This is a genomic window from Kitasatospora sp. NPDC001683 (assembly GCF_053596495.1).
In genome coordinates, this window is the sequence record NZ_JBSFGK010000115.1 from 1 (window position 1) to 21,220 (window position 21,220).

At 73.9% G+C, this 21,220-nt stretch carries 7 protein-coding genes; all 7 read right to left on the minus strand.

What is annotated here, in order from left to right:
- On the minus strand, positions 1-3,863 hold a 3,863-nt coding region (locus ACWCYO_RS35665; RefSeq protein ID WP_449786555.1), incomplete at its 3' end, for a type I polyketide synthase.
- Between the two features lie 68 nt (positions 3,864-3,931).
- Positions 3,932-5,119 carry a 4-hydroxybenzoate 3-monooxygenase gene (locus ACWCYO_RS35670; RefSeq protein WP_270141631.1) on the minus strand — a complete coding sequence of 396 codons (1,188 nt, stop codon included), beginning with the start codon at positions 5,117-5,119 and terminating at the stop codon, positions 3,932-3,934.
- Complete coding sequence (locus ACWCYO_RS35675; protein ID WP_449786556.1) at positions 5,116-7,473, minus strand: glycoside hydrolase family 3 protein; 2,358 nt, start codon at positions 7,471-7,473, stop codon at positions 5,116-5,118. Before ACWCYO_RS35675 ends, ACWCYO_RS35670 begins: the two co-directional genes overlap by 4 nt.
- Entirely contained in the window at positions 7,470-9,599 is a 2,130-nt protein-coding gene (pabB, locus tag ACWCYO_RS35680) for an aminodeoxychorismate synthase component I (protein WP_449786560.1), read from the minus strand. Before pabB ends, ACWCYO_RS35675 begins: the two co-directional genes overlap by 4 nt.
- A gap of 8 nt (positions 9,600-9,607) precedes the next feature.
- Complete coding sequence (locus ACWCYO_RS35685) at positions 9,608-11,182, minus strand: FAD-dependent monooxygenase (RefSeq protein ID WP_449786557.1); 1,575 nt, start codon at positions 11,180-11,182, stop codon at positions 9,608-9,610.
- A complete protein-coding gene (locus ACWCYO_RS35690) occupies positions 11,179-12,396 on the minus strand; it encodes a macrolide family glycosyltransferase (protein WP_449786558.1) in 1,218 nt (405 codons plus the stop codon). Before ACWCYO_RS35690 ends, ACWCYO_RS35685 begins: the two co-directional genes overlap by 4 nt.
- 34 nt (positions 12,397-12,430) lie before the next feature.
- Positions 12,431-21,220 (minus strand): SDR family NAD(P)-dependent oxidoreductase (locus tag ACWCYO_RS35695; protein WP_449786559.1); only part of this gene is annotated, 8,790 nt, incomplete at its 5' end.

The following is a 21,220-nucleotide window of genomic DNA, read 5'->3' on the forward strand; positions in this document are numbered from 1 at the left end:
GCAGCGGCCGGATCCACCAGCCCGTCCCCCGACAGACCCACCGCACCACGCGTCACGAACACCAACCGCCGCGAAGCCCCATCCGCGGCCAGCACACCCTGCACCGAGCCCAACACCCCGTGCACCGCAGCCCGCACACCAGCAGAGGTGTCCACCTCCACCAACTCCACCGAGCCGGACCAGCCATCCTCCTTCGGCGGGTTGCCGAGAGCCACCCAGTCCAGTCGGAAGAGGGCGTCAGCGGCCGGGGAGAGCTGCCCGGCGGACAGCTGCCGCAGGGTGAGCGAGTCGACGGTCACGACCGGCAGGCCGCGCTCGTCCGTCGCGGTCAGCGACACGGCTTCGTCGCCCGCCGGGACCAGCCGCACCCGCAGGGCCGAGGCGCCGGCGGCGTGGAGCGTGACGCCGCTCCAGGCGAACGGCAGCCGTGCGGCGCCGTCCTCGGGCAGCAGTGCCCCGACGCCCATCGCCTGGAGGGCGGCGTCGAGCAGCGCCGGGTGCAGACCGAACCGGCCCGCCTCCTGTTCCTGGTCCAACCGGACCTCCGCGAACACCTCCGCGCCACGCCGCCAGGCCGCCCGCAAGCCCTGGAAGGCCGGGCCGTAGCCGAAGCCGGCTGTCGCGCGCTGCCGGTAGAAGTCCGCGAGGTCCACCGGCTCGGCGCCGACGGGCGGCCAGGTCTCCTCCGCGGCCGGGAGCCCCTCGGTCCGGGCCCCGGCCTCCCGGGCGACGACGCCCTTGGCGTGCCGGGTCCACTCGCCGTCCAGCCCTCGGGCGTAGACGGTGACGGTCCGCCGGTCGGTGCCGTCGGCCGCGTCCACGGCGACCTGGAGCTGGAGTTCGCCCTCCTCGGGCAGGACGAGCGGCGCTTCGAGCGTCAGCTCCTCCAGCCGTCCGCAGCCGACCTGGTCCCCGGCCCGGACGGCGAGCTCCACCAGGGCGGTCCCGGGCAGCAGCACCACGCCGTTCACGGCGTGGTCGGCCAGCCAGGCCTGGGAGCGCAGCGACAGCCGGCCGGTGAACACGAAGCCGTCGGAGCCGGCCAGCACCACCATCGCCCCGAGCAGCGGGTGGCCCACGGCCTCCACACCGGCCGAGGCCACGTCGCCGGTGGCGGTGCCGCCCTCCAGCCAGTAGCGCTCCCGCTGGAAGGGGTAGGTCGGCAGGTCGACCCGCGCGGCGCCCGGCAGGGCGGCCGCCCAGTCGACGCCGGTGCCGTGGGTGTGGATCTCGGCGACGGCGCGGCCGAGGCTGCGCACCTCGTCGGCGCCGCGGCGCAGCACGGAGCTCCAGCGGGCGTCCCGCGGGGTGTCGGCGAGGCAGAGCTGCCCCATGGCGCTCAGCACGCCGTCGGGCCCGAGCTCCAGGTACGTGGTGACGCCGTGGGCGTCGAGGGCCCGTACGCCGTCGTGGAAGCGCACCGCCTCGCGGACGTGGCGCACCCAGTACTCGGGGGTGCTCAGCTCCTCGGCGGTGGCGATCCGGCCGGTCACGTTGGAGACGATCGGGATGGTCGGGGGGCGGAAGTCCAGTCGTTCGACGACGCCGCGGAAGCGGTCGAGCATCGGTTCCATGCGCGGCGAGTGGAAGGCGTGGCTGACCCGCAGCCGCTTGGTGCGGCGGCCGGTGAGCTGCCGGGCGAGCGCGTCGATCGCGTCCTCGTCGCCGGAGAGGACGACGGCGGCGGGGCCGTTGACGGCCGCGATGTCCGCGCGGCCCTCGAACTCCGCGAGCAGCGGGCGGACTTCGTCCTCCGCCGCCTCGACGGAGAGCATGGCGCCGCCCTCGGGAAGCGACTGCATCAGCCTGCCGCGCGCGGCGACGAGCGCGCAGGCCTGCGGCAGCGTCAGCATGCCGGCGACGTGCGCCGCGACGAGCTCGCCGATGGAGTGGCCGAGCAGGACGTCGGGGCGGATGCCCCAGCTCTCGGTCAGCCGGAAGAGGGCGACTTCGAGGGCGAACAGGGCGGCCTGGGTGTATTCGGTGCGGTGGAGCAGCTGGGCGTGCGCGCTGTCCTGCGCCGCGAAGGCGACCTCGCGGACGGGGGTGTCGAAGTAGCGGTCGAGTTCGCGGCAGGCCGCGTCGAAGGCCTCGGCGAACACGGGGAAGGCGCCGTACAGTGCCCGTCCCGTGCCGGCCCGCTGGGAGCCCTGTCCGGTGAACAGGAAGGCGGTCCGCGCGCCGCTGCCCGAGCTTCCCCGCACGACCGCCGCGGAGGGGGTGCCGGAGGCGAGGGCGAGGAGCCCTTCGCGGATCTCGGCGGCGTCGGCGCCGAGGACGACGGCCCGGTGGTCGAATGCGGTCCGGGTGGTGGCGAGCGAGTAGCCGAGGTCAGCGAGGTCCGCCATGGTCTCGGTCCCGGTGAGCCGGGCGGCGAGGGCGGCGGCCTGGTCCCGTACGGCCTCGGCGCTGCGGGCGGCCAACGGAAGTGCCGCCAGCGGGAGTTCGGGCCGATCCGCGAGCTCGGCAGGCTCGGCGTCCTCGGCCGGGGCCTGTTCGAGGACGACGTGGGCGTTGGTGCCGCTGATCCCGAAGGAGGACACGCCCGCGCGGCGCGGACGACCGGTCTGCGGCCAGTCGGTCCGCTCGGACAGCAGCCGGACGTCGCCGGCGGTCCAGTCGACCTGCGGGCTCGGCTCGTCCAGGTGCAGGGTCTTGGGGAGCACGCCGTTGCGCAGCGCCATCACCATCTTGATGACGCCGGCCGCGCCCGCGGCGGCCTGGGTGTGCCCGAGGTTGGACTTGACCGAACCGAGCCACAGCGGGTGGCCCTCGGAGCGCTCCCGCCCGTAGGTGGCGAGCAGCGCGTGGGCCTCGATCGGGTCGCCGAGCGTCGTGCCGGTGCCGTGCGCCTCGACGGCGTCGACCTCGCCGGGCGTCAGCCCGGCCTGCTCCAGGGCCTGCCGGATCACCCGCTGCTGCGAGGGTCCGTTGGGTACGGTCAGCCCGCTGCTGGCGCCGTCCTGGTTGACGGCCGAGCCGCGCAGCACGGCGAGCACGGGGTGCCCGTTGGCCCGGGCGTCGGAGAGCCGCTCCAGCAGGAACAGGCCGACGCCCTCGCCCCAGCCGGTGCCGTCGGCGGCGGCGGCGAAGGGCTTGCAGCGGCCATCGGCGGCGAGACCGCGCTGCTGGCTGAAGTCGACGAACAGGTCGAGCGTCGACATCACCGTGACCCCGCCGGCCAGGGCCAGGGTGCACTCGCCCTGGCGCAGGGCCTGGGCGGCCAGGTGCAGGGTGACCAGCGAGGAGGAGCAGGCGGTGTCGACCGTGACGGCCGGCCCCTCCAGGCCGAGGGTGTAGGAGATGCGACCGGAGGCCACGCTGCCCGCGTTGCCGCTGCCGGCGTACACCTCGACGCCCTCCGGGAGGGTGTCCAGGCGCGAGGCGTAGTCGTGGTGCATGACGCCGACGTAGACGCCGGTGCGGCTGCCGCGCACGGACGACGGGTCGATGCCGGCCCGCTCGAAGGCCTCCCAGGAGGTTTCCAGCAGCAGGCGCTGCTGGGGGTCCATGGCGAGGGCCTCGCGCGGGGAGATCCCGAAGAAGCCGGCGTCGAACTCGTCGGCGCGGTCGAGGAATCCGCCCTCCCGGACGTAGGTGGTGCCCTGCTGGTCCGGGTCGGGGTGGTAGACGGCCGCGGTGTCCCAGCCGCGGTCGTCGGGGAAGGGGCCGACCGCGTCGCGGCCGTCGAGGACGAGCTGCCACAGGTCCTCGGGGCTGGTCACGCCCCCGGGGTAGCGGCAGCTCATCGCCACGATCGCGATCGGCTCGGCCGTCTCGGCCTGGTGCAGCCGCTTCTTGGTCTGGTGCAGTTCGGCGGTCACCCAGCGGAGGTGGTCGAGCAGCTTCTCTTCGTTGGTCATGACGTCCGGACTCCAGTCGATCAAGAAAGTGACACCGTTCACGGGGGCGGCTCGCGCCCCCGTGAACGTCAGCGGCGTGCGATACCCGTGTACTGCTCGGCGAAGGCCGTCGCCTCGGCGGTGGATGACAGCAGGCGCTCGAACCGGGCCCTGCGCAGCCGGCGGTCGAAGACCGTCTCGTCCGGTGCGGCGTGCATCAGGGTGGTCATCGAGGCCGAGAACTGCTGGCCCTGCCACGCCCGGGGCACGGCGGTGGCCGAGTAGCCGTCCAGGGCCTCGCGCCGGCCGTGGGCGTACCAGTCGGCGAGCGCCTCGGCGAGGTGCCGGGCGTCGGCGACGGCCATGTTGAGGCCCTTGGCGGCGCTCGGCGGGACGATGTGCGCGGCGTCGCCGACGAGGAAGAGCCGGCGGTACTGGAACGGCTCGGCCACGAAGCTGCGCAGCGGCACCATGACCCGCTCCAGGATCTCGCCGGTCGGCAGGGTGCCCCGGCCGCCGGTGAGCCGCAGGTCCAGCTCCCGCCAGATCTCCTCGTCCCCGCGCTCGTCCACGCCCTCGCCGGGCGGCACCGACAGGTACAGCCGGCTGACCTGCTGCGAGCGCATGCTCTGGAGCGCGAACCCGCGGTCGCCGACGGCGTAGATCAACTCGGGCGACAGCGGCGGGGCGGCGGCCAGGACCCCGAGCCAGGCGAAGGGGTGGGTCAGCTCGTGGCCGACCAGCTCCGTACCGGGCACGGCCTGCCGGCTGACCCCGTGGAACCCGTCGCAGCCCGCGATGAAGTCGCAGGTCAGTTCGGTGGGCTGACCGTCGATCGTGCAGACGACGCGCGCGCCGTCCGCGGTGACCGAGGCGATCCGCACGTCCTCGACGCCGAAGTGCAGGCCGGGCCCGTCGCCGTGGGCGTCCAGCAGGTCCTTGACGACCTCCTGCTGACCGTACATCCACACCGACGCACCGCAGAGCTCGGTGAAGGGCATCCGGTGCACGACGCCGTCGAGGCGCCACTCGAAGCCCTCGTGCACGAGCGCCTCGCGGTCGAGCCGTTCGCCGACCCCGGCGTCGCGCAGGACCTCGACGGTCCCCTGTTCCAGCAGCCCGGCGCGGACCCGCTTCTCCACGTGGGCGCGGGTGCGCCGCTCCAGGACGACCGAGTCGATGCCGTTCAGCCGGAGCAGCCGGGCGAGCAGCAGGCCCGAGGGTCCGGCCCCGATGATGCAGACGGGGGTGTGCGGTGTCCGCCCCGGCGGGGTCACTCCCCGACCTCGCCCGAGCTCGCGACCAGCACGTCGGCGGTGAGCCGGACGTCCGCCGAGGAGGCGCCGACCTGGACGGTGCGGCGGCCGGCGCCGACGGTCCAGGCGCGGGCGTCGGCGTCCCAGTACTCGAAGCACCGGGCGGCCAGCTCGACCTCCACCCGGGCCGACTCGCCCGGCTCCAGCCGGGCCGCAGTGTACCCGGCGAGCGCCCTGGGCGCCTGGTCGACGCCGGCCTCGGGGCTGGCGCCGAGGTAGACCTGGGCGATCTCGCGCCCGGCCCGCGCACCGGTGTTGCGGATGGTGAACGCGACCCGCAGGGTGCGGCCCTCGGCGGTCAGTTCGAGGTCCTCGTAGGCGAAGGTGGTGTAGCTGAGGCCGTGGCCGAAGGGGAACAGCGGCTGGTCGCCGTGCTGGTCGTGCCAGCGGTAGCCGACGAACAGGCCCTCGCTGTACTCGACGCGGCCGTCGGCGCCCGGGTAGCGCAGCGGGTCGCCGGAGACGGAGGTGTGGTCGGCGTCCACCGGGAAGGTCTGGGTGAGCTTGCCGCTCGGGTTGACGTCGCCGAACAGCAGGGCGTCGGTCGCCTCGGCGCCCATCTCGCCGGGGTACCAGACGTCCAGGACGCCGGCGACGCGGTCCTGCCAGGGCATCGGCACGGACGAGCCGGTGTTCAGCACCACCACGGTGTTCGGGTTGGCCTCGGCCACCGCGGTGACGAGCTCGTCCTGGAGCCCGGGCAGCCCGAGTTCCGGACGGTCGATCAGCTCGGCGAGCTCGTCGTAGACGAAGACCAGCGCGGCCTCGGCGTTGCGGGCGGCCTCGGCCGCCTCCTCGATGTCGGTGCGGGCCTGCTGCGGGGTGACCCAGCCGAGGGTGAGCTTGACCGGATTGCCGGGCACCGGCAGGGCCGACAGCACCAGCTTGTAGCTGCCCGGTTCCAGGTCGAGGGTCATGCCCGCGGTGTCGCCGAAGGAGCTGCCGGCGAAGACCCGCGGGTGGCCCTCCAGGTCGATCGCCGCGTAGCCGCCGAGCGCGGTGACGGCGATGCGGTAGCGGCCGGGCGTCTCGATGGTGAGGCGGCCCTCGTAGAAGTAGTTCGGCTCGGTGGAGGGGCCCGCGGGGACCTCGCCCTCGCGGAAGGGCGGCTGCAGCGCGGACTCGGGGATCGGGCGGCCGGCCGGGTCCTCGCCGATGCGGAACTCGACCCGGTCCTCGCCGAGGCGCCGGCGCAGCACGTCCAGCGGGGTGCTCGCGACCTCGGGGACGACGAGCGCGCTGCCGACGCCGGCGGTCTTGGGCACGGCCGCGGCCAGCCCGATGACCGCGAGGCCCTTGTCGCGGAGCCGGTCCTCGCTCAGCGGGAGGACGCCGCGCGGGTTGTGCAGCAGGACCGAGCCGGCCTGCGCCACCTCCAGGGCCAGGGCGCGGCCGCGCTCCGCGTCCCGCTCGACGGCGGGGCGTCCGGCCGGGTCGAGCAGGCCGAAGCGGGCCATCTGGCCGAGGATGCGGGCGACGGAGCGGTCGAGCACCTTCTCGTCGATCCGGCCCTCGGTGATCGCCTCGGCCAGCGGTGCGCCGAGGTGCTTGCCGTCGGGCATCTCCTGGTCGAGCCCGCACTCGATGGCCGCGGTGTCGTGCACGGCGTCCCAGTCGGACATCACCCAGCCCTCGAAACCCCACTCCTCGCGCAGCAGGGTGGTGAGCAGCGGCCCGTTCTGGCAGCTGAAGTCGCCGTTGACGCTGTTGGTGGCGCCCATCAGGGCACCGGCGCCGGCCTCCACGACCGACTGGAAGGCGGGGAGTTCGATCTCCCGGAGGGTCCGCTCGTCGACGCGCACGTCGACGACCATCCGGTTCTCCTCCTGGTTGTTCGCCGCGAAGTGCTTCGGCATGGCGATGACGCCCTGCGACTGGATGCCCGCCACCACGGCCGTGCCGATCGCGGTGACCAGCAGCGGGTCCTCGCCGTACAGCTCGAAGTTGCGGCCGCCGTACGGCTGGCGCAGCACGTTGAGCATGGGGCCGATGAGCACGTCCTGGCGCTTGGCGAGGGCCTCGTGGCCGAGGAACTCGCCGTAACGGGCGGCGAGTTCCTCGTCGAAGGCGCAGGAGAGCGCGATCGGCGCGGGCAGCGCGGTGGTGGTCCTGCGCTTCATCCGCACACCGGCGGGGCCGTCGGTCATCCGCAGCGGCGGGATGCCGAGCCGCGGGACGCCCGGGACGTATCCGGACTGGCCGAGCTTCTCGGGGTCGTCGGCGCCGTGGACGAAGGAGAGCTTCTCCTCCAGGGTCATCTCGGCGATCAGGGCGTGGACGTCGACGGGGGCGTCGACGGGCGTCTGGGTGGTCATGCGAGTTCACTTCCGTTGCTGTCGGCGGGGGCGGCGGGGGCGGCGGGGGCGGCGGCCGGCACGGTGGCCTGGGGTTCGGGGGCGCGCAGGGCGCGGGCGGGCGCGCTGGCCTTGAGGAGCATCTCGTCGTACTCCTCGTCGGGGTCGGAGTCGAGGACGATGGCCCCGCCCGCGCCCAACTGCCAGTGCTCACCGGTACGGACCATCGTGCGGATGACGATGTTGAGGTCGGCGCTGCCGTTGCAGGCGAGGTAGCCGATGGAGCCGGAGTAGATGCCGCGGGCCCGCTGCTCCAGGGACTCGATGATGTCCAGGGTGCGCAGCTTGGGCGCGCCCGTCATCGAGCCGCCGGGGAAGCAGGCGCGCACGCAGTCCATGGTGTCGGCGTCCGCCTTGAGGGTGCCGCGGATGGTGGACACCAGCTGGTGGACGGTGGCGTAGCTCTCGGCCGCCATCAGGACCGGGACCTCGACGCTGCCGAGTTCGCAGACCCGTCCGAGGTCGTTGCGCAGCAGGTCGACGATCATCAGGTTCTCGGCGCGCGTCTTGGCGCTGGAGACGAGTTCCGCGCGGGCGGCCTCGTCCTCGGCCGGGGTGGCGCCGCGGGGGGCGGTGCCCTTGATGGGCTTGGCCTCGGCCACCCGGTCGGCCGTGATCTTCAGGAATCGCTCGGGCGAGGAGCAGGCCACGTCGATGCCGTCGAGGTGCAGGTAGGCGGCGTACGGGGCCGGGTTGAGCCGGCGCAGTCGGCGGTAGGTCTCCCAGCCACCGTCGGTCGCCGGCACCTCGGCCACGTTGGTGAGGCAGATCTCGTAGCTCTCGCCCTGGAGCAGGTACTCCTGGCTGGCCCTGACGTCCTGGACGTAGTCCGCGCGCTGCTTGGCGAGGAACGGCTCGACGGAGGCGGCGGGGACGGGGGCGGGTTCCGGGAGGGTCCGCAGGCCCTCCAGCACCTCCGCGGTCCCGGTGAGCCAGTCCTCCGCCGCCGCCCGGGTGGTCTCGTCGGTGCCGAGCGCCAGCAGGTAGGTGCGGTCCTGCTCGTGGTCGACGGCGAGGAAGCGGTCGGCGAACAGCCAGACGGCGTCGGGGGTTTCGGCGGTGTGGCGGTTCTTGGAGCCGCAGTCGGCCTTGAGCTCGTAGCCGAAGTAGCCGACGTAGCCGCCGGTGAAGTCGAAGGGCAGCGGCGGCGCGTCGACCACCCGCCGCTCCGACTCCCGCTGGAGGTAGTCGAAGACGGTCCCGGCGTGGACCGCCGGGGCCGGCCCGTCGACCACGACGGCGCGCTCGGCGACGCGGTAGCGCACCGTCTCGGCGAGCGGGCCGGCGGCGTCCCCGAGGAAGGAGAACCGGGACAGGCCCCGCTCGACGCGCGCGCTGTCGAGCCAGAAGGCGTTCGTGGAGCCGGAGTAGAGCGCATCGAAGGCCGCTTCGGTGTCGACGGCCCGGTCCAGCTCGCGCACCTGCAGGCTGTAGCGCCGCTGCCCTGCCGGGGACTGCTCGCGAACGGGCGCCGACGGCGCGACGACGGGAACGGCGAAGGACCTGCGGCCCTGGGCGGCCGTGGTGAGGTCGCGGAAGTTCGCCATCATCCGCAGCCCGTACTCGGTCTCGATGGACTCCGGGTGGAACTGCACGCCCCAGCGGGGCAGCCGCCGGTGCCGCAGCGCCATGATCACGCCGTCCTCGGCCCGGGCGATGGGTTCGAGGTCTTCCGGCAGCGGCTCGGCGACGCACAGCGAGTGGTAGCGGACGGCGCCGAACTCCCGGGGGATCCCGGCGAAGAACGCGTCGCCCTGGTGGGTGACCCGCTCCACGTGCCCGTGGCGGGCCTCGGGCGCCGGCACCACGCGGCCGCCCTCGGACACCGCGAGGCCCTGGTGGCCGAGGCAGACGCCGAGCACCGGGGCGCTCGCCCGGCGCAGCACGTCGAGCGAGATGCCGAAGTCGCGGGCGCGGGCCGGATGGCCCGGGCCGGGGGAGATCACGACGTTGTCGAACCCGTCCAGGTCGGGGAGTTCGACCGCGTCGTTGGTGACGACGACGGGCTCCTCGCCGTTCACCTGCCCGAGGAGGTGGAACAGGTTGTAGGTGTACGAGTCGTAGTTGTCTATCAGCAGCGTCCGCACGGTCTCATTCACTTCGCGCTGGAGGGGGTGGAGCGGCCGGTGAGCCGGTCCAGGTGGGCAAGGCAGTCCTGCGGCCGGTCGGCCGGGGCGAGCCGGGCGAGGTGGCCGTCGGGGCGCACCAGGGCGATCAGCGGGAGCGGGCCGAACCCGGCCCGCAGTCGGCCGCGTCCGTCGTCGGTGAGCCGCGCGAGGTCGTGCACGGCGATCCGCTCGCCGAACGCGGCGCGGGCCCGCTCGGCCACGGCGGTCCAGTCCTCCGGGAGGCCCTCGCCCGGCCACAGCAGGGCGATGTGGGCGCTCCGGTCGAGCACCGGGGAGCCGGGCTCGGTTCGGGAGGAGTGGAAGAACGGCACCCGGTCGCCGACGGTCAGCCGGCGCTTCAACTGCGAGCGCCACAGGGGTTCTTCGAGTGGAGCATAGCTCAGTCCGAGCTGGCTCATCAGCGGCGCGGCCACCTTGCGCAGGAAGCCGGAGCGCTCGGCGGCGGCGACGGCCTCGTCGCGGCGCGCGGCGTCCTCGGGGGTCTGCGGCGCCGACAGCTCCATCTCGGTGCGGATGACGGTGCGGACCTGCTCGACCGCCTGTCGGCGCTCGCTGTCGTAGCTGTCGAGCAGGGCGTCGCTCCACCCCTCGCGCACGACGCCGGCCAGCTTCCAGCCGAGGTTGACGGCGTCCTGGAGGCCGAGGTTGAGCCCCTGTCCGCCGAGCGGCACCACGCTGTGCGCGGCGTCCCCCACCAGGATCACCCGCCCGTCGCGGAACCGTTCGGCCACGCCGGGCCGCGGGAAGTAGGTGCGCTTCCACAGCGGTTCACCGAGTTCGTACGGGAGGCTGGTGCGCTGATCGACCATCTCCTGCCAGTCGGCGAGCGGCCGGTCGGACCAGTCCGGCTCCCCGGGCAGCACCACGGTGGCCAGCCGGCACACTCCGTCGGGCAGGTGGACCAGCGGCAGCATCCCGGTCTCGCCGTAGTGGTACTCGACGCCGGACACCGCCGGCCCGCTGATCGGGAAGTCGCCGAGCGAGATGCCGAGCGGGAAGGGCAGGCCCGGGTACGGGATGTCGAGCAGGCGGCGGGTGAGGCTGCCGGCGCCGTCGGCGCCGATCAGCCACTGCGGCTCGGTCTCCTCCAGGGTGCCGTCCCGGTGGCGCAGGGTGGCCCGGGGCAGCGGCCCGGAGTTGTCGAGGGCGTGGAGCTCCGTACCGCACTCGACCCGGCCGCCGAGTTCGGCGAGGCGGGCCCAGAGCAGGTCCTCCAGCTCGCGCTGGACGATGCCGAGTCCGAACGGGTAGGCGGTGTCCATGCCGTGCATGGGCACGGTGCCGAGCCGGCGGCCGCGGGAGAAGAAGCTGACGTCGGTCGCGGGGCGTCCGCGGGAGACCAGTTCCTCCGCGATGCCCGTCTTCTCCAGGAGTTCGAGCACGCGCGGCCAGATCATCACGGCTCGCGAGTGCGGGTCGCTCTCCCCCAGCGAGGGCTTGCCGTCGATCAGCCGGACCGGGACGCCCTGCTGCAACAGGTCGCAGGCGAGCAGCGAACCGACCGCTCCCCCACCGACGATGAGGATCTCCGGAGTGCTCATACCGCCGCCACCTCTCCTTCCGTGCGGACCAGGTGCCGCTCGATCGCCTCCGCGGCGGCCACCGCCCCGCCCGCGTCGTGGACGTGCTGCCGCATCCCGGCCATCCGGGCCGCGGTCGCCGGATCGGTGCTGACCGTGCGCACCGCTTCGCGCAGACCGGCGGGGGTCAGCGCCGCGGGGTCGAGCCGCAGGCCGAGGCCCAGTTCGGCGACCCGGTCGGCGATGATCTCCTGCTCGACCATCTGGGGCACCACCACCATGGGCGTGCCGAAGGACAGCGCCTCCATCGTGCTGCCCATGCCGCCGTGGGTGACGAAGGCGGACGCCCGGTCGAGCACGGACAGCTGGGGCACGCTCGCGTGCACCTCGACGTTCGGCGGCAGCGTGCCGAGGTCGGCCGGGTCGGTCTGCGCGCCGATCGACATGACCACCGAGAACTCGGTGCCGTCGAAGGCCTCCAGGCAGCCGCGGTAGAACCCGGTCGCCCGGTTGAACACCGTGCCGAGCGAGACCAGGACCAGCGGCCGGCCGTCCTCGGCGCGCTGCCACCGCTCCTGCGCCGCCCGGTCGCCGAGGCTCGGGCCGACGAAGCGGTAGTGCGGGCCGAAGGCGTCCTGCCCGGGCTGGAACTCCCGGGGCAGGAAGGCCAGGTTGAGCTCCTCCTCGAAGTCCATGAACTCCTCGGTGGCGGTGCCGCCGAGCCCGACGGCGGTCAGGAACTCCCCGAGCCGGCGGTCGAATTCGGCGCCGTTGGCCTCGTGGGCCGCGGAGCGGCCGGTCCGGGCGAGCATGGCGTCCATCAGGGCGAAGCCGCGGCTGGAGGCGATGCTGGGGAAGAACTGCACGGAGCGGCAGCCCCAGCGGCGCGCCAGCGCCCGGCCGACGAACGGCGCCGTGTTGTCGTACACGACCAGGTCGGGCCGCCCGTCGGCGAACCGCTCCTCGGCGAGCGCGATCCGGTCCGCGCTGCCGTACAGGAAGAAGAGCGGCAGCGCGCTCAGGTCGTTCTCGGCGAAGGCTCGCGGCGAGTGGCCGGAGGAGGTGGCGACGTCGTAGCGGCACACCGTCGCGCCGAGCCGGACGAGCCGCTCCTCGAACTCCTTCGTGGTGAAGTAGGTGACCTGGTGGCCGCGGGAGACCAGCTCCGCGACGATGCCGAAGGTCGGCGATACGTGGCCGTGGGCGGCCACACTGAAAAATGCGATATGGGCCATCAGTGTTCCTCAGGGTTTCGACCGGCGGGGCCGGTCAGATCCCGATCTCCCCGTCCAGGATTTCGAACAGCTCCTCGTCGGTGACGTCGTCATGGACGTCCGACTTCTTCGTGGTGCCGCCCAGTCGGGCCAGCAGGGCGCGCAGCCGTTGTTCGGCGTACCGGCCGGTCGCCGAGTCCGGCGCGGCCGCGCGCAGTTGTGCCTCCAGTTCGTCGAGCCCGCGGATCACCGGCTGCGCCGGGGCGTCCTCGCTCTCGCCCAGCTCCTCGTCGAGGTGCCCGGCGAGCGCCGCGGGGGTGGGGAAGTCGAAGACCAGCGTGGGTGAGAGCTTGAGTCCGGTCTCGGCGCCGAGCCGGTTGCGCAGTTCGACGGCCGCGAGCGAGTCCAGGCCGAGTTCGCGGAAGGACCGCTCGCCGGGCACCTGGTCGCCGCCGCGGTGCCCCAGCACGGCCGCCGTCTGCGCGGTCACGAGGTCCGTCAGCAGCCGTCGGCGCTGCGCCGGGTCGGCGGCCGCGAGGCGCTCGGCCAGCCGCTCGGCCGGCGAGGGCCCGCCGGCCGTCCTCGTCGGCCGGGCCGCCGGCACCGGTGCGGCCGGACGGTCCGTGCGCCGTGACTGCCGGACCGCGACCAGGTTCCGGGAACCGGGCCCGTCCAGGGCGCGGTCGAGCAGCGCCAGCGCCTCCTCGTTGGTCATCGGTACGGTGCCGTGGCGGGCCATCCGGGCGATGGCCTCGGCACCGATCCGACCGGCCATGCCGCGCTGCTCCGCCCAGGGGCCCCACTGCAGCGAGAGGGCGGGCAGTCCGAGCGAGCGGCGGTGGTCGGCGAAGGCGTCCAGGAAGCCGTTGGCCGCAGCGTAGTTGGCCTGCGCGGGGCTGCCGTGCACACCGGCCGCCGAGGAGAAGAGCACGAAGGCGTCCAGGTCGTGCCCGGCGGTGACGGCGTGCAGGGCGAGCACGCCCTCCGCCTTCACCCGGACGACGCGCGCGAACTGCTCACGGCTGAGCGTGCTGAGCGCGCCGTCGTCGACGATGCCCGCCGTGTGGATCACCGCCCTGAGCGGCCGGTCGGCACCGAGGCCCGCCACGACCTCCGCGAGCGCGGACCGGTCGGTGACGTCGCAGGCCGCGAGGGTGATCCGGGCCCCGAGCGCGCGCAGGGTGTCGGCGAGCCGGCCGTGCTCCGGGCCGTCCGCCCGCCTGCTCAGCAGGACCAGGTCGGTCACGCCGCGGCGCCGCACCAGGTGCTCGGCGACGACCGCGCCGAGGCCGCCGGTGCCGCCCGTGATGAGCACGGCGCCGTCGGTCGGCCGGGGTTCGGCGGGCTCCTCGTTCCCGGCGGGGGCGAGTCGGGGTGCCAGCAGCTGTCCCTCGCGGACCACCACTTCGCGCGCCTCGACCGACAGGGCCGAGGCCAGCGCGGCCGGCGACCTCGGGTCGCCGTCCAGCTCCACGACCTGGAACTTGCCGGGGTGCTCGGACTGCGCGGTGCGCAGCATCGCCCGTACGGCGCCGGACGTGGTTCCCGGCTCCCCGGACACCACCAGGGTGAGGCGGGCGTCGTCGTACAGACCGCCGTCGATCCACTCCCGCAGCAGGGTCGCGGTGCGCCAGACGGCCTCGACCGCGTGCTCGGCCGACTCGTCCGTGCCCAGCGGACCGGAGAGGTCCACGAAGCGGACGACGGCCTCCGGCAGCGTGAACGAGTCCTCCAGGGCCGCCAGGTCCCGGTGGTGCTCGGCGACGATTCCGCTCCCGTCGAGCGCCCGGGTGAGGCCGGCCGGATCCTCGCCGAGGACCGCGACGGCCCCGGCGAACGTTCCGGTGACGGTTCCGGCGTCCTCGACCGGCTCCAGGACCGGGGCCAGCAGCTCGGCCCCGGACTCCGCCAGGTCCTGGGGGCGGACCCGCCGCAGCGTCAGCGAGTCGACCACCGCGATGGTGCGGCCGGCCGGATCCGTGACGTGGAGCGCGAGTTCGTCCGCGCCGATCCGGCTCAGCCGGACCCTGGCCTCGGCCGCTCCGGGCCGGTACACCGTGACGCCCTGCCAGACGAAGGGCAGCCGACCGGCCGCGTCCGACGAGCCGGGCGAGTCGACGAAGCCGGTGTGCAGTGCCGCGTCGAACAGTGCGGGGTGGAAGACGAAGCGCTCCGGCTCCTGCCCGGAGTCCTCCGCGAAGGTCACCTCCGCGAAGACGTCGTCGCCGCGCCGCCAGGCGGCCCGCAGGCCCCGGAACACCGGGCCGTAGTCGAAGCCCATGTCCACGGCGCGGTCATAGGCGTCCTCGGCCGCGACCGGTTCGGCGCCCACGGGCGGCCAGGTGAGGTCGGCGACGAGCTCCTCGCCGCGTTCCTCCGTGAGCACGCCCGCCGCGTGGGTGGTCCAGCCGCCGTCCGCGCCCACCGGACGGCCGTACACGGTCACCGACCGGCGTCCTGGCTCGTCGAGCGGCCGGACGGCCACCTGGACGTCCACCGCCGAGCCTCCGGACAGCCGGAGCGGCGCCTGCACGGTGAGTTCCTCAAGGGTCGGGCTGCCCACCGCACGACCGGCGTGCAGCGCCACGTCGACGAACGCCGTCCCAGGAAGGATCACCGTGCCGTTCACCACGTGGTCGGCCAGCCAGGGGTGCGTACGGACTGACAGCCTGGAGCTGTACAGGACCTCCTCGGAATCGGCGCGGGGAATGCCTCCGCCGATCAGGGGGTGGGTGTCCGGCCCCTGCGGCACGCCGACCGGACGCGGGCGCGGCCAGTAGCGCTCCGCCCGGAAGGGGTATCCGGGGAGGCCGGTGGCGCCGGTGCCGGGTCCGAAGTAGGCGGGCCAGTCAACGGTGACCTCCCAGCAGTGCAGGGTGCCGAGGGCGGCGGCGACGGCCTGGTCCTCGGGGCGGTCGCGGCGCAGGAGGGAGGTGAAGGCGTGGGTGGCGGTGTCGGTGAGGCAGTCCTGGGCGAGGGCGGTCAGGACGCCGTCGGGGCCGAGTTCGACGAAGCGGGTCGCGCCCAGCTGGGAGGCGGTGCGCACGCCGTCGTGGAACAGCACGGCCTGGCGGACGTGTCGCACCCAGTAGTCGGGGCTGGTCAGCTCCTCGGCGGTGGCGAGTGCGCCGGTCACGTTGGAGACGACCGGGATCCGGGGCTCGTCCGCCTTGAGAGCGCTGACGACCGTACCGAACTCGGCCAGCATCGGCTCCATCAGCGGCGAGTGGAAGGCGTGGCTGACGGAAAGGCGCTTGACCCGGTGGCCGGCTGCCAGTGCCTTCTGCTCGACCTTCTCGATCGCCCCCGCGTCGCCCGAAAGGACCACCGAGCGCGGACCGTTGACCGCCGCGACATCGACCAGGCCCTCACAGCCGGCGAGGAGCTCCACAGCGGTCTGCTGATCGACCGCCACCGCGAGCATCGCGCCCCCGGCGGGCAGTGCCTGCATCAACCGACCACGCGCCGCCACCAGCGCAGCGGCGTCCTCCAGCGAGAACACCCCCGCCACATGCGCAGCCGCCACTTCACCGATCGAGTGGCCGAGCAGGAGGTCCGGGCTCACACCCCACGACTCAAGGAGGCGGAACAGCGCCACCTCCAGCGCGAACAGCCCAGCCTGCGCCCACACCGTCCGGTTCAGCAACTCGGCATCGTCACCGAAGACGACGTCGCGGACCGAACCGTCCAGATGCCCGTCCAGCTCCGCACACACCGCGTCGAACGTGCTGGCATACGCCGGGAAGGCCTCGTACAACTCCCGGCCCATCCCCAACCGCTGGGAACCCTGCCCCGTGAACAGGAACGCCAGCTTCCCGGCGGGCGCCGTGCCGTGCGTCTCCACCTCCGCCAGTGCGGCCAGCGCCTGCGCGCGGTCGTGCGCGACGACGGCGGCGCGGTGCTCGAAGGAGGTCAGGCCCACCGCCAGCGAACGGCCGACGGCAGCGGAATCCAGTTCGGGCCGGGCCGCGAGGTGCTCGCGCAGTTGCTCCGCCCGCGCGCGCAGCGCCTCGGGAGTCTTCGCGGAGAGGATCCACGGCACCACCGACGGCCGGGGCCCGGTCGGCTCGGCCGACTCGGCCGACTGCGCGTTCTGCGGGGCCTGTTCGAGGATGACGTGCGCGTTGGTCCCGCTGATGCCGAACGAGGACACACCCGCACGACGCGGACGCCCCGTCTCCGGCCACTCCCGCTCCTCCGTCAGCAGCGAGACCTCACCCACCGACCAGTCCACGTGCGGCGACGGCGCGTCCACGTGCAGCGTCCGAGGCAGCACACCGTGCCGCATCGCCTGCACCATCTTGATCACACCCGCCACACCCGCCGCAGCCTGCGTGTGCCCCAGGTTGGACTTCACCGACCCCAGCCACAGCGGACGGTCCGCGGAACGCCCCTGCCCGTACGTCGCCAGCAGCGCCTGCGCCTCGATCGGGTCACCCAGGGCCGTACCCGTGCCGTGCGCCTCCACGGCGTCGACCTCGTCGGCCGCCAGCCGCGCACTTGCCAGGGCCTGACGGATCACCCGCTGCTGCGACGGCCCGTTCGGCGCCGACAGACCGTTCGACGCACCGTCCTGGTTCACCGCAGTGCCACGAACCACGGCCAGCACCCGGTGCCCGTTGCGCCGCGCGTCCGACAACCGCTCCAGCAACAGCAGCCCGACACCCTCACCCCAGCCCGTACCGTCCGCACCGGCCGCGAACGCCCGGCACCGCCCGTCCGGGGACAACCCGCGCTGGCGGGAGAAGTCGATGAACGAACCCGGCGTCGACATCACGGTGACGCCGCCCGCGAGCGCCAGCGAGCACTCGCCCCGCCGCAGCGAGTCCGCTGCCAGGTGCATGGCCACCAGGGACGAGGAACACGCGGTGTCCACCGTCAGCGCCGGCCCCTCGAAGCCGTAGAAGTAGGAGAGCCGGCCCGAGGCGACGCTCAGCGCGCCACCGGTGCCGAGGTACCCCTCCAGGTCCTCCGCGGACTGGGCGACGAGCGCGGTGTAGTCCTGGCCGTTGGATCCCACGAAGACACCGGTACGGCTGCCGCGCAGCGCACCCGGCAGGACGCCCGCGGACTCGAACAGCTCCCAGGAGGTCTGGAGCAGCAGCCGCTGCTGCGGGTCCATCGCCAGCGCCTCGCGCGGCGAGATCCCGAAGAACCCGGCGTCGAACTCGGCCACGCCGTCCAGGAACGCGCCTCCGGAGGCGTACGTCGTCCCGGGAACGCTCGGATCCTCGTCGAACAGCCCCGCCAGGTCCCAGCCCCGGTCCTCCGGGAAGGGCCCCACCGCGTCCGTACCGGCCGCGACCAGGTCCCACAGGTCCTCCGCCGACCGCACACCGCCCGGGAACCGGCAGGCCATGCCCACCAGCACCACCGGATCGGCCTCGTCCGCCACCGCGCCCGCCCCGACGACCACGGCCTCGCCCGCCTCGCCGGCGCCGAACAGCTCCGCACGGAGGAAGTCCGCCAGTCCGGCCGGGCTCGGGTAGTCGAAGGCGAGCGAGGCCGGCAGCCGCAGCCCGGTCGCCGCGACCAGTCGGTTGCGCAGCTCGACCGAGGCGAGCGAGTCGAAGCCGAGCGCGCGGAACGACTTCTGCGGGTCGATGACCTCGGCAGACCGGTGCATCAGCAGATCGGCGGCATGACCGCGGATCAGCTGCTCCAGCGCGGAGTGCTGCTCGGCGGGAGTGCGGCCCGCCAGGGTCGCGGCGAGCCCGGTCGGCTCGTCGGCGGGCCCGGCGACCAGCGCGCGCAGCAGGGGGCGCCGGGCTGCCGCTCCGTGCGCCTGTGCGTAGCGCTCCCAGTCGATGTCCGCCGCGAGGAGAGCGGTCTCGCCGTACTGGACCGCGCTTTCGAGGACGCGCAGCGCGTTCTCCGGGCGCATCGGGCGGAACCCGGTGCGGCGCATCCGCTCGCGCACCACCTCGTCGGTGGCGGCCATGCCCTCACCCGCCCAGGCGCCCCAGGCGATTGCGGTGGCCGGGAGCCCGGCCTGTCGGCGCCGTTCGGCGAGTGCGTCCAGGGCCGCGTTCGCCATGGCGTAGTTCGCCTGGCCGGCTGCGCCGACCACGCCGGCGAGCGAGGAGAAGAGCACGAAGGCGGAGAGGGGAAGATCGCGGGTCAGCCGGTCCAGGTGGAGGGCGCCGTCCGTCTTGGCGGCGACCACGCGCTGGAGGCGTTCGGGGGTCAGAGCCATGAGCACGCCGTCGTCCAGGACGCCGGCGGTGTGCACGACGGCGGTCAGCGGGTGCTCGGCCGGGATCGCACCGAGCAGTGCGGCCACCGCCTCCCCGTCACTGACATCGCAGGCGGCGATGGTCACCCGGGCACCGAGCTCCGCCAGCTCGGCCGCCAACTCGGCAGCCCCCGGGGCCTGGTCGCCCCGACGGCTGGTGAGCAGCAGGTGGTCGGCCCCGGCCTGGGCCAGGCGACGGGCGACATGGGCACCGAGGGCGCCGGTGCCGCCGGTGACGAGGACGGTCCCGGACGGAGCCCAACGGTTCGGTTCCGCCTGGTCCTCCCGGGCCGCCCTGACAAGGCGGCGTGCGTAGGCCGCCTCGGCCCGGACGGCGACCTCGTCCTCGGCCATCGCACCCAGGAGCAGGGCGGAGAGCCGTCGTGCACCCTCGGCGTCCAGCCGCTCCGGGAGGTCGACGAGTCCGCCCCAGGTGCCGGCCGCCTCCAGTGCGGCCACTCGTCCGAGGCCCCAGAGCTGTGCCTGCTGCGTGCTGATCGGACCGTCCGGGCCGCCGACACCGACCGCGCCCCGGGTCGCCAGCCACACGGGGGCCTCGGAACCGGTGTCCCCGAGCGCCTGCAGCAGCACCACGGCGTTCAGCGGGGCGAGTTCACCGCGCAGCAGCGCGAACACCCCGGTCAGCACGGCCTCGGCGGCCAGCTGGGCCAGGACGGCGCCGAGGGCCGCACGATCAGCCGCCCCGTCGGAGAGCGACAGGCGCAGCACCCGGGCGGCCGTGGCATCGAGAGCGGTCACGCAGTCCTGGGTGAGCGCGTCCTCGGTGTCCGTGACCAGGATCCAGGTGCCGGACGGCTCCGGCGCGGGAACCTGCGCGAGCGGCTCCCAGCTGACGCGGTAGAGCAGGTCGCCCGGCTCCGCCGGACTTCCGGCCACGCCCTTCATCGGCGTCACCGGCCAGTAGCGCTCGGTCTGGAAGGGGTACGTGGGCAGGTCGACGCGGTGCGCGCCCGAACCGTCGTACACGGCTTGCCAGTCGGGGACGGTGCCCCAACAGTGCAGGGCGCCCAGGGCCGCGGCGACGGCCTGGTCCTCGGGGCGGTCGCGGCGGAGCAGCGAGGTGAAGGCGTGGCCGTCGGTGCCGGTGAGGCAGTCCTGGGCGAGCGCCGTCAGGACGCCGTCCGGGCCCAGCTCGACGAAGCGGGTCGCACCCAACTGGGAGGCGGTGCGCACGCCGTCGTGGAACAGCACGGCCTGGCGGACGTGTCGCACCCAGTAGTCGGGGCTGGTCAGCTCCTCGGCGGTGGCGAGTGCGCCGGTCACATTGGAGACGACCGGGATCCGGGGCTCGTCCGCCTTGAGAGCGCTGACGACCGTACCGAACTCGGCCAGCATCGGCTCCATCAGCGGCGAGTGGAAGGCATGGCTCACCGACAGGCGCTTGACCCGGTGGCCGGCTGCCAGTGCCTTCTGCTCGACCTTCTCGATCGCCCCCGCGTCGCCCGAAAGGACCACCGAACGCGGACCGTTGACCGCCGCGACATCGACCAGGCCCTCACAGCCGGCGAGAAGCTCCACAGCGGCCTCGGGCGTGACGGCCACCGCGAGCATCGCGCCCCCGGCGGGCAGTGCCTGCATCAACCGGCCACGCGCCGCCACCAGCGCGGCCGCGTCCTCCAGCGAGAACACCCCCGCCACATGCGCGGCCACGACCTCACCGATCGAGTGGCCGAGCAGGAGATCGGACGTGATGCCCCAGGACTCCAGCAGGCGGAACAGCGCCACCTCCAGCGCGAACAGCCCAGCCTGCGCCCACACCGTCCGGTTCAGCAACTCGGCATCGTCACCGAAGACGACGTCGCGGACCGAACCGTCCAGATGCCCGTCCAGCTCCGCACACACCGCGTCGAACGCGCCCGCGAACACCGGGAAAGCGCCGTACAACTCCCGGCCCATCCCCAACCGCTGGGAACCCTGCCCGGTGAACAGGAACGCCAGCTTTCCGGCGGAAGCAGCAGAATCCACCACCTCCTGGCACGGGCGCCCCTCCGCCAGGGACTCCAGCCCCCGCAACAGCCCCTCACGGTCCCCCGCCACCACCGCCGCACGCCGATCCAGCACGGCCCGCGTGGTCGCCAGCGAGAAGGCCAGGTCGGCCACGGTCAGGGAGTTGTCCGCAGTGACGCGGACGGCCAGCCGGGCCGCCTGCTCCCGCAGCGCGGCATCGTCGGCGGCGGACAGCACCGAGACCGGCGGAACCGGCGCCTCCGCCGCCACCTCGGTGCCCGACTCGTCGTCCTGCGGGGCCTGTTCGAGGATGACGTGCGCGTTGGTCCCGCTGATGCCGAACGAGGACACACCCGCACGACGCGGACGCCCCGTCTCCGGCCACTCCCGCTCCTCCGTCAGCAGCGAGACCTCACCCACCGACCAGTCCACGTGCGGCGACGGCGCGTCCACGTGCAGCGTCCGAGGCAGCACACCGTGCCGCATCGCCTGCACCATCTTGATCACACCCACCACACCCGCCGCAGCCTGCGTGTGCCCCAGGTTCGACTTCACCGACCCCAGCCACAGCGGACGGTCCGCGGAACGCCCCTGCCCGTACGTCGCCAGCAGCGCCTGCGCCTCGATCGGGTCACCCAGGGC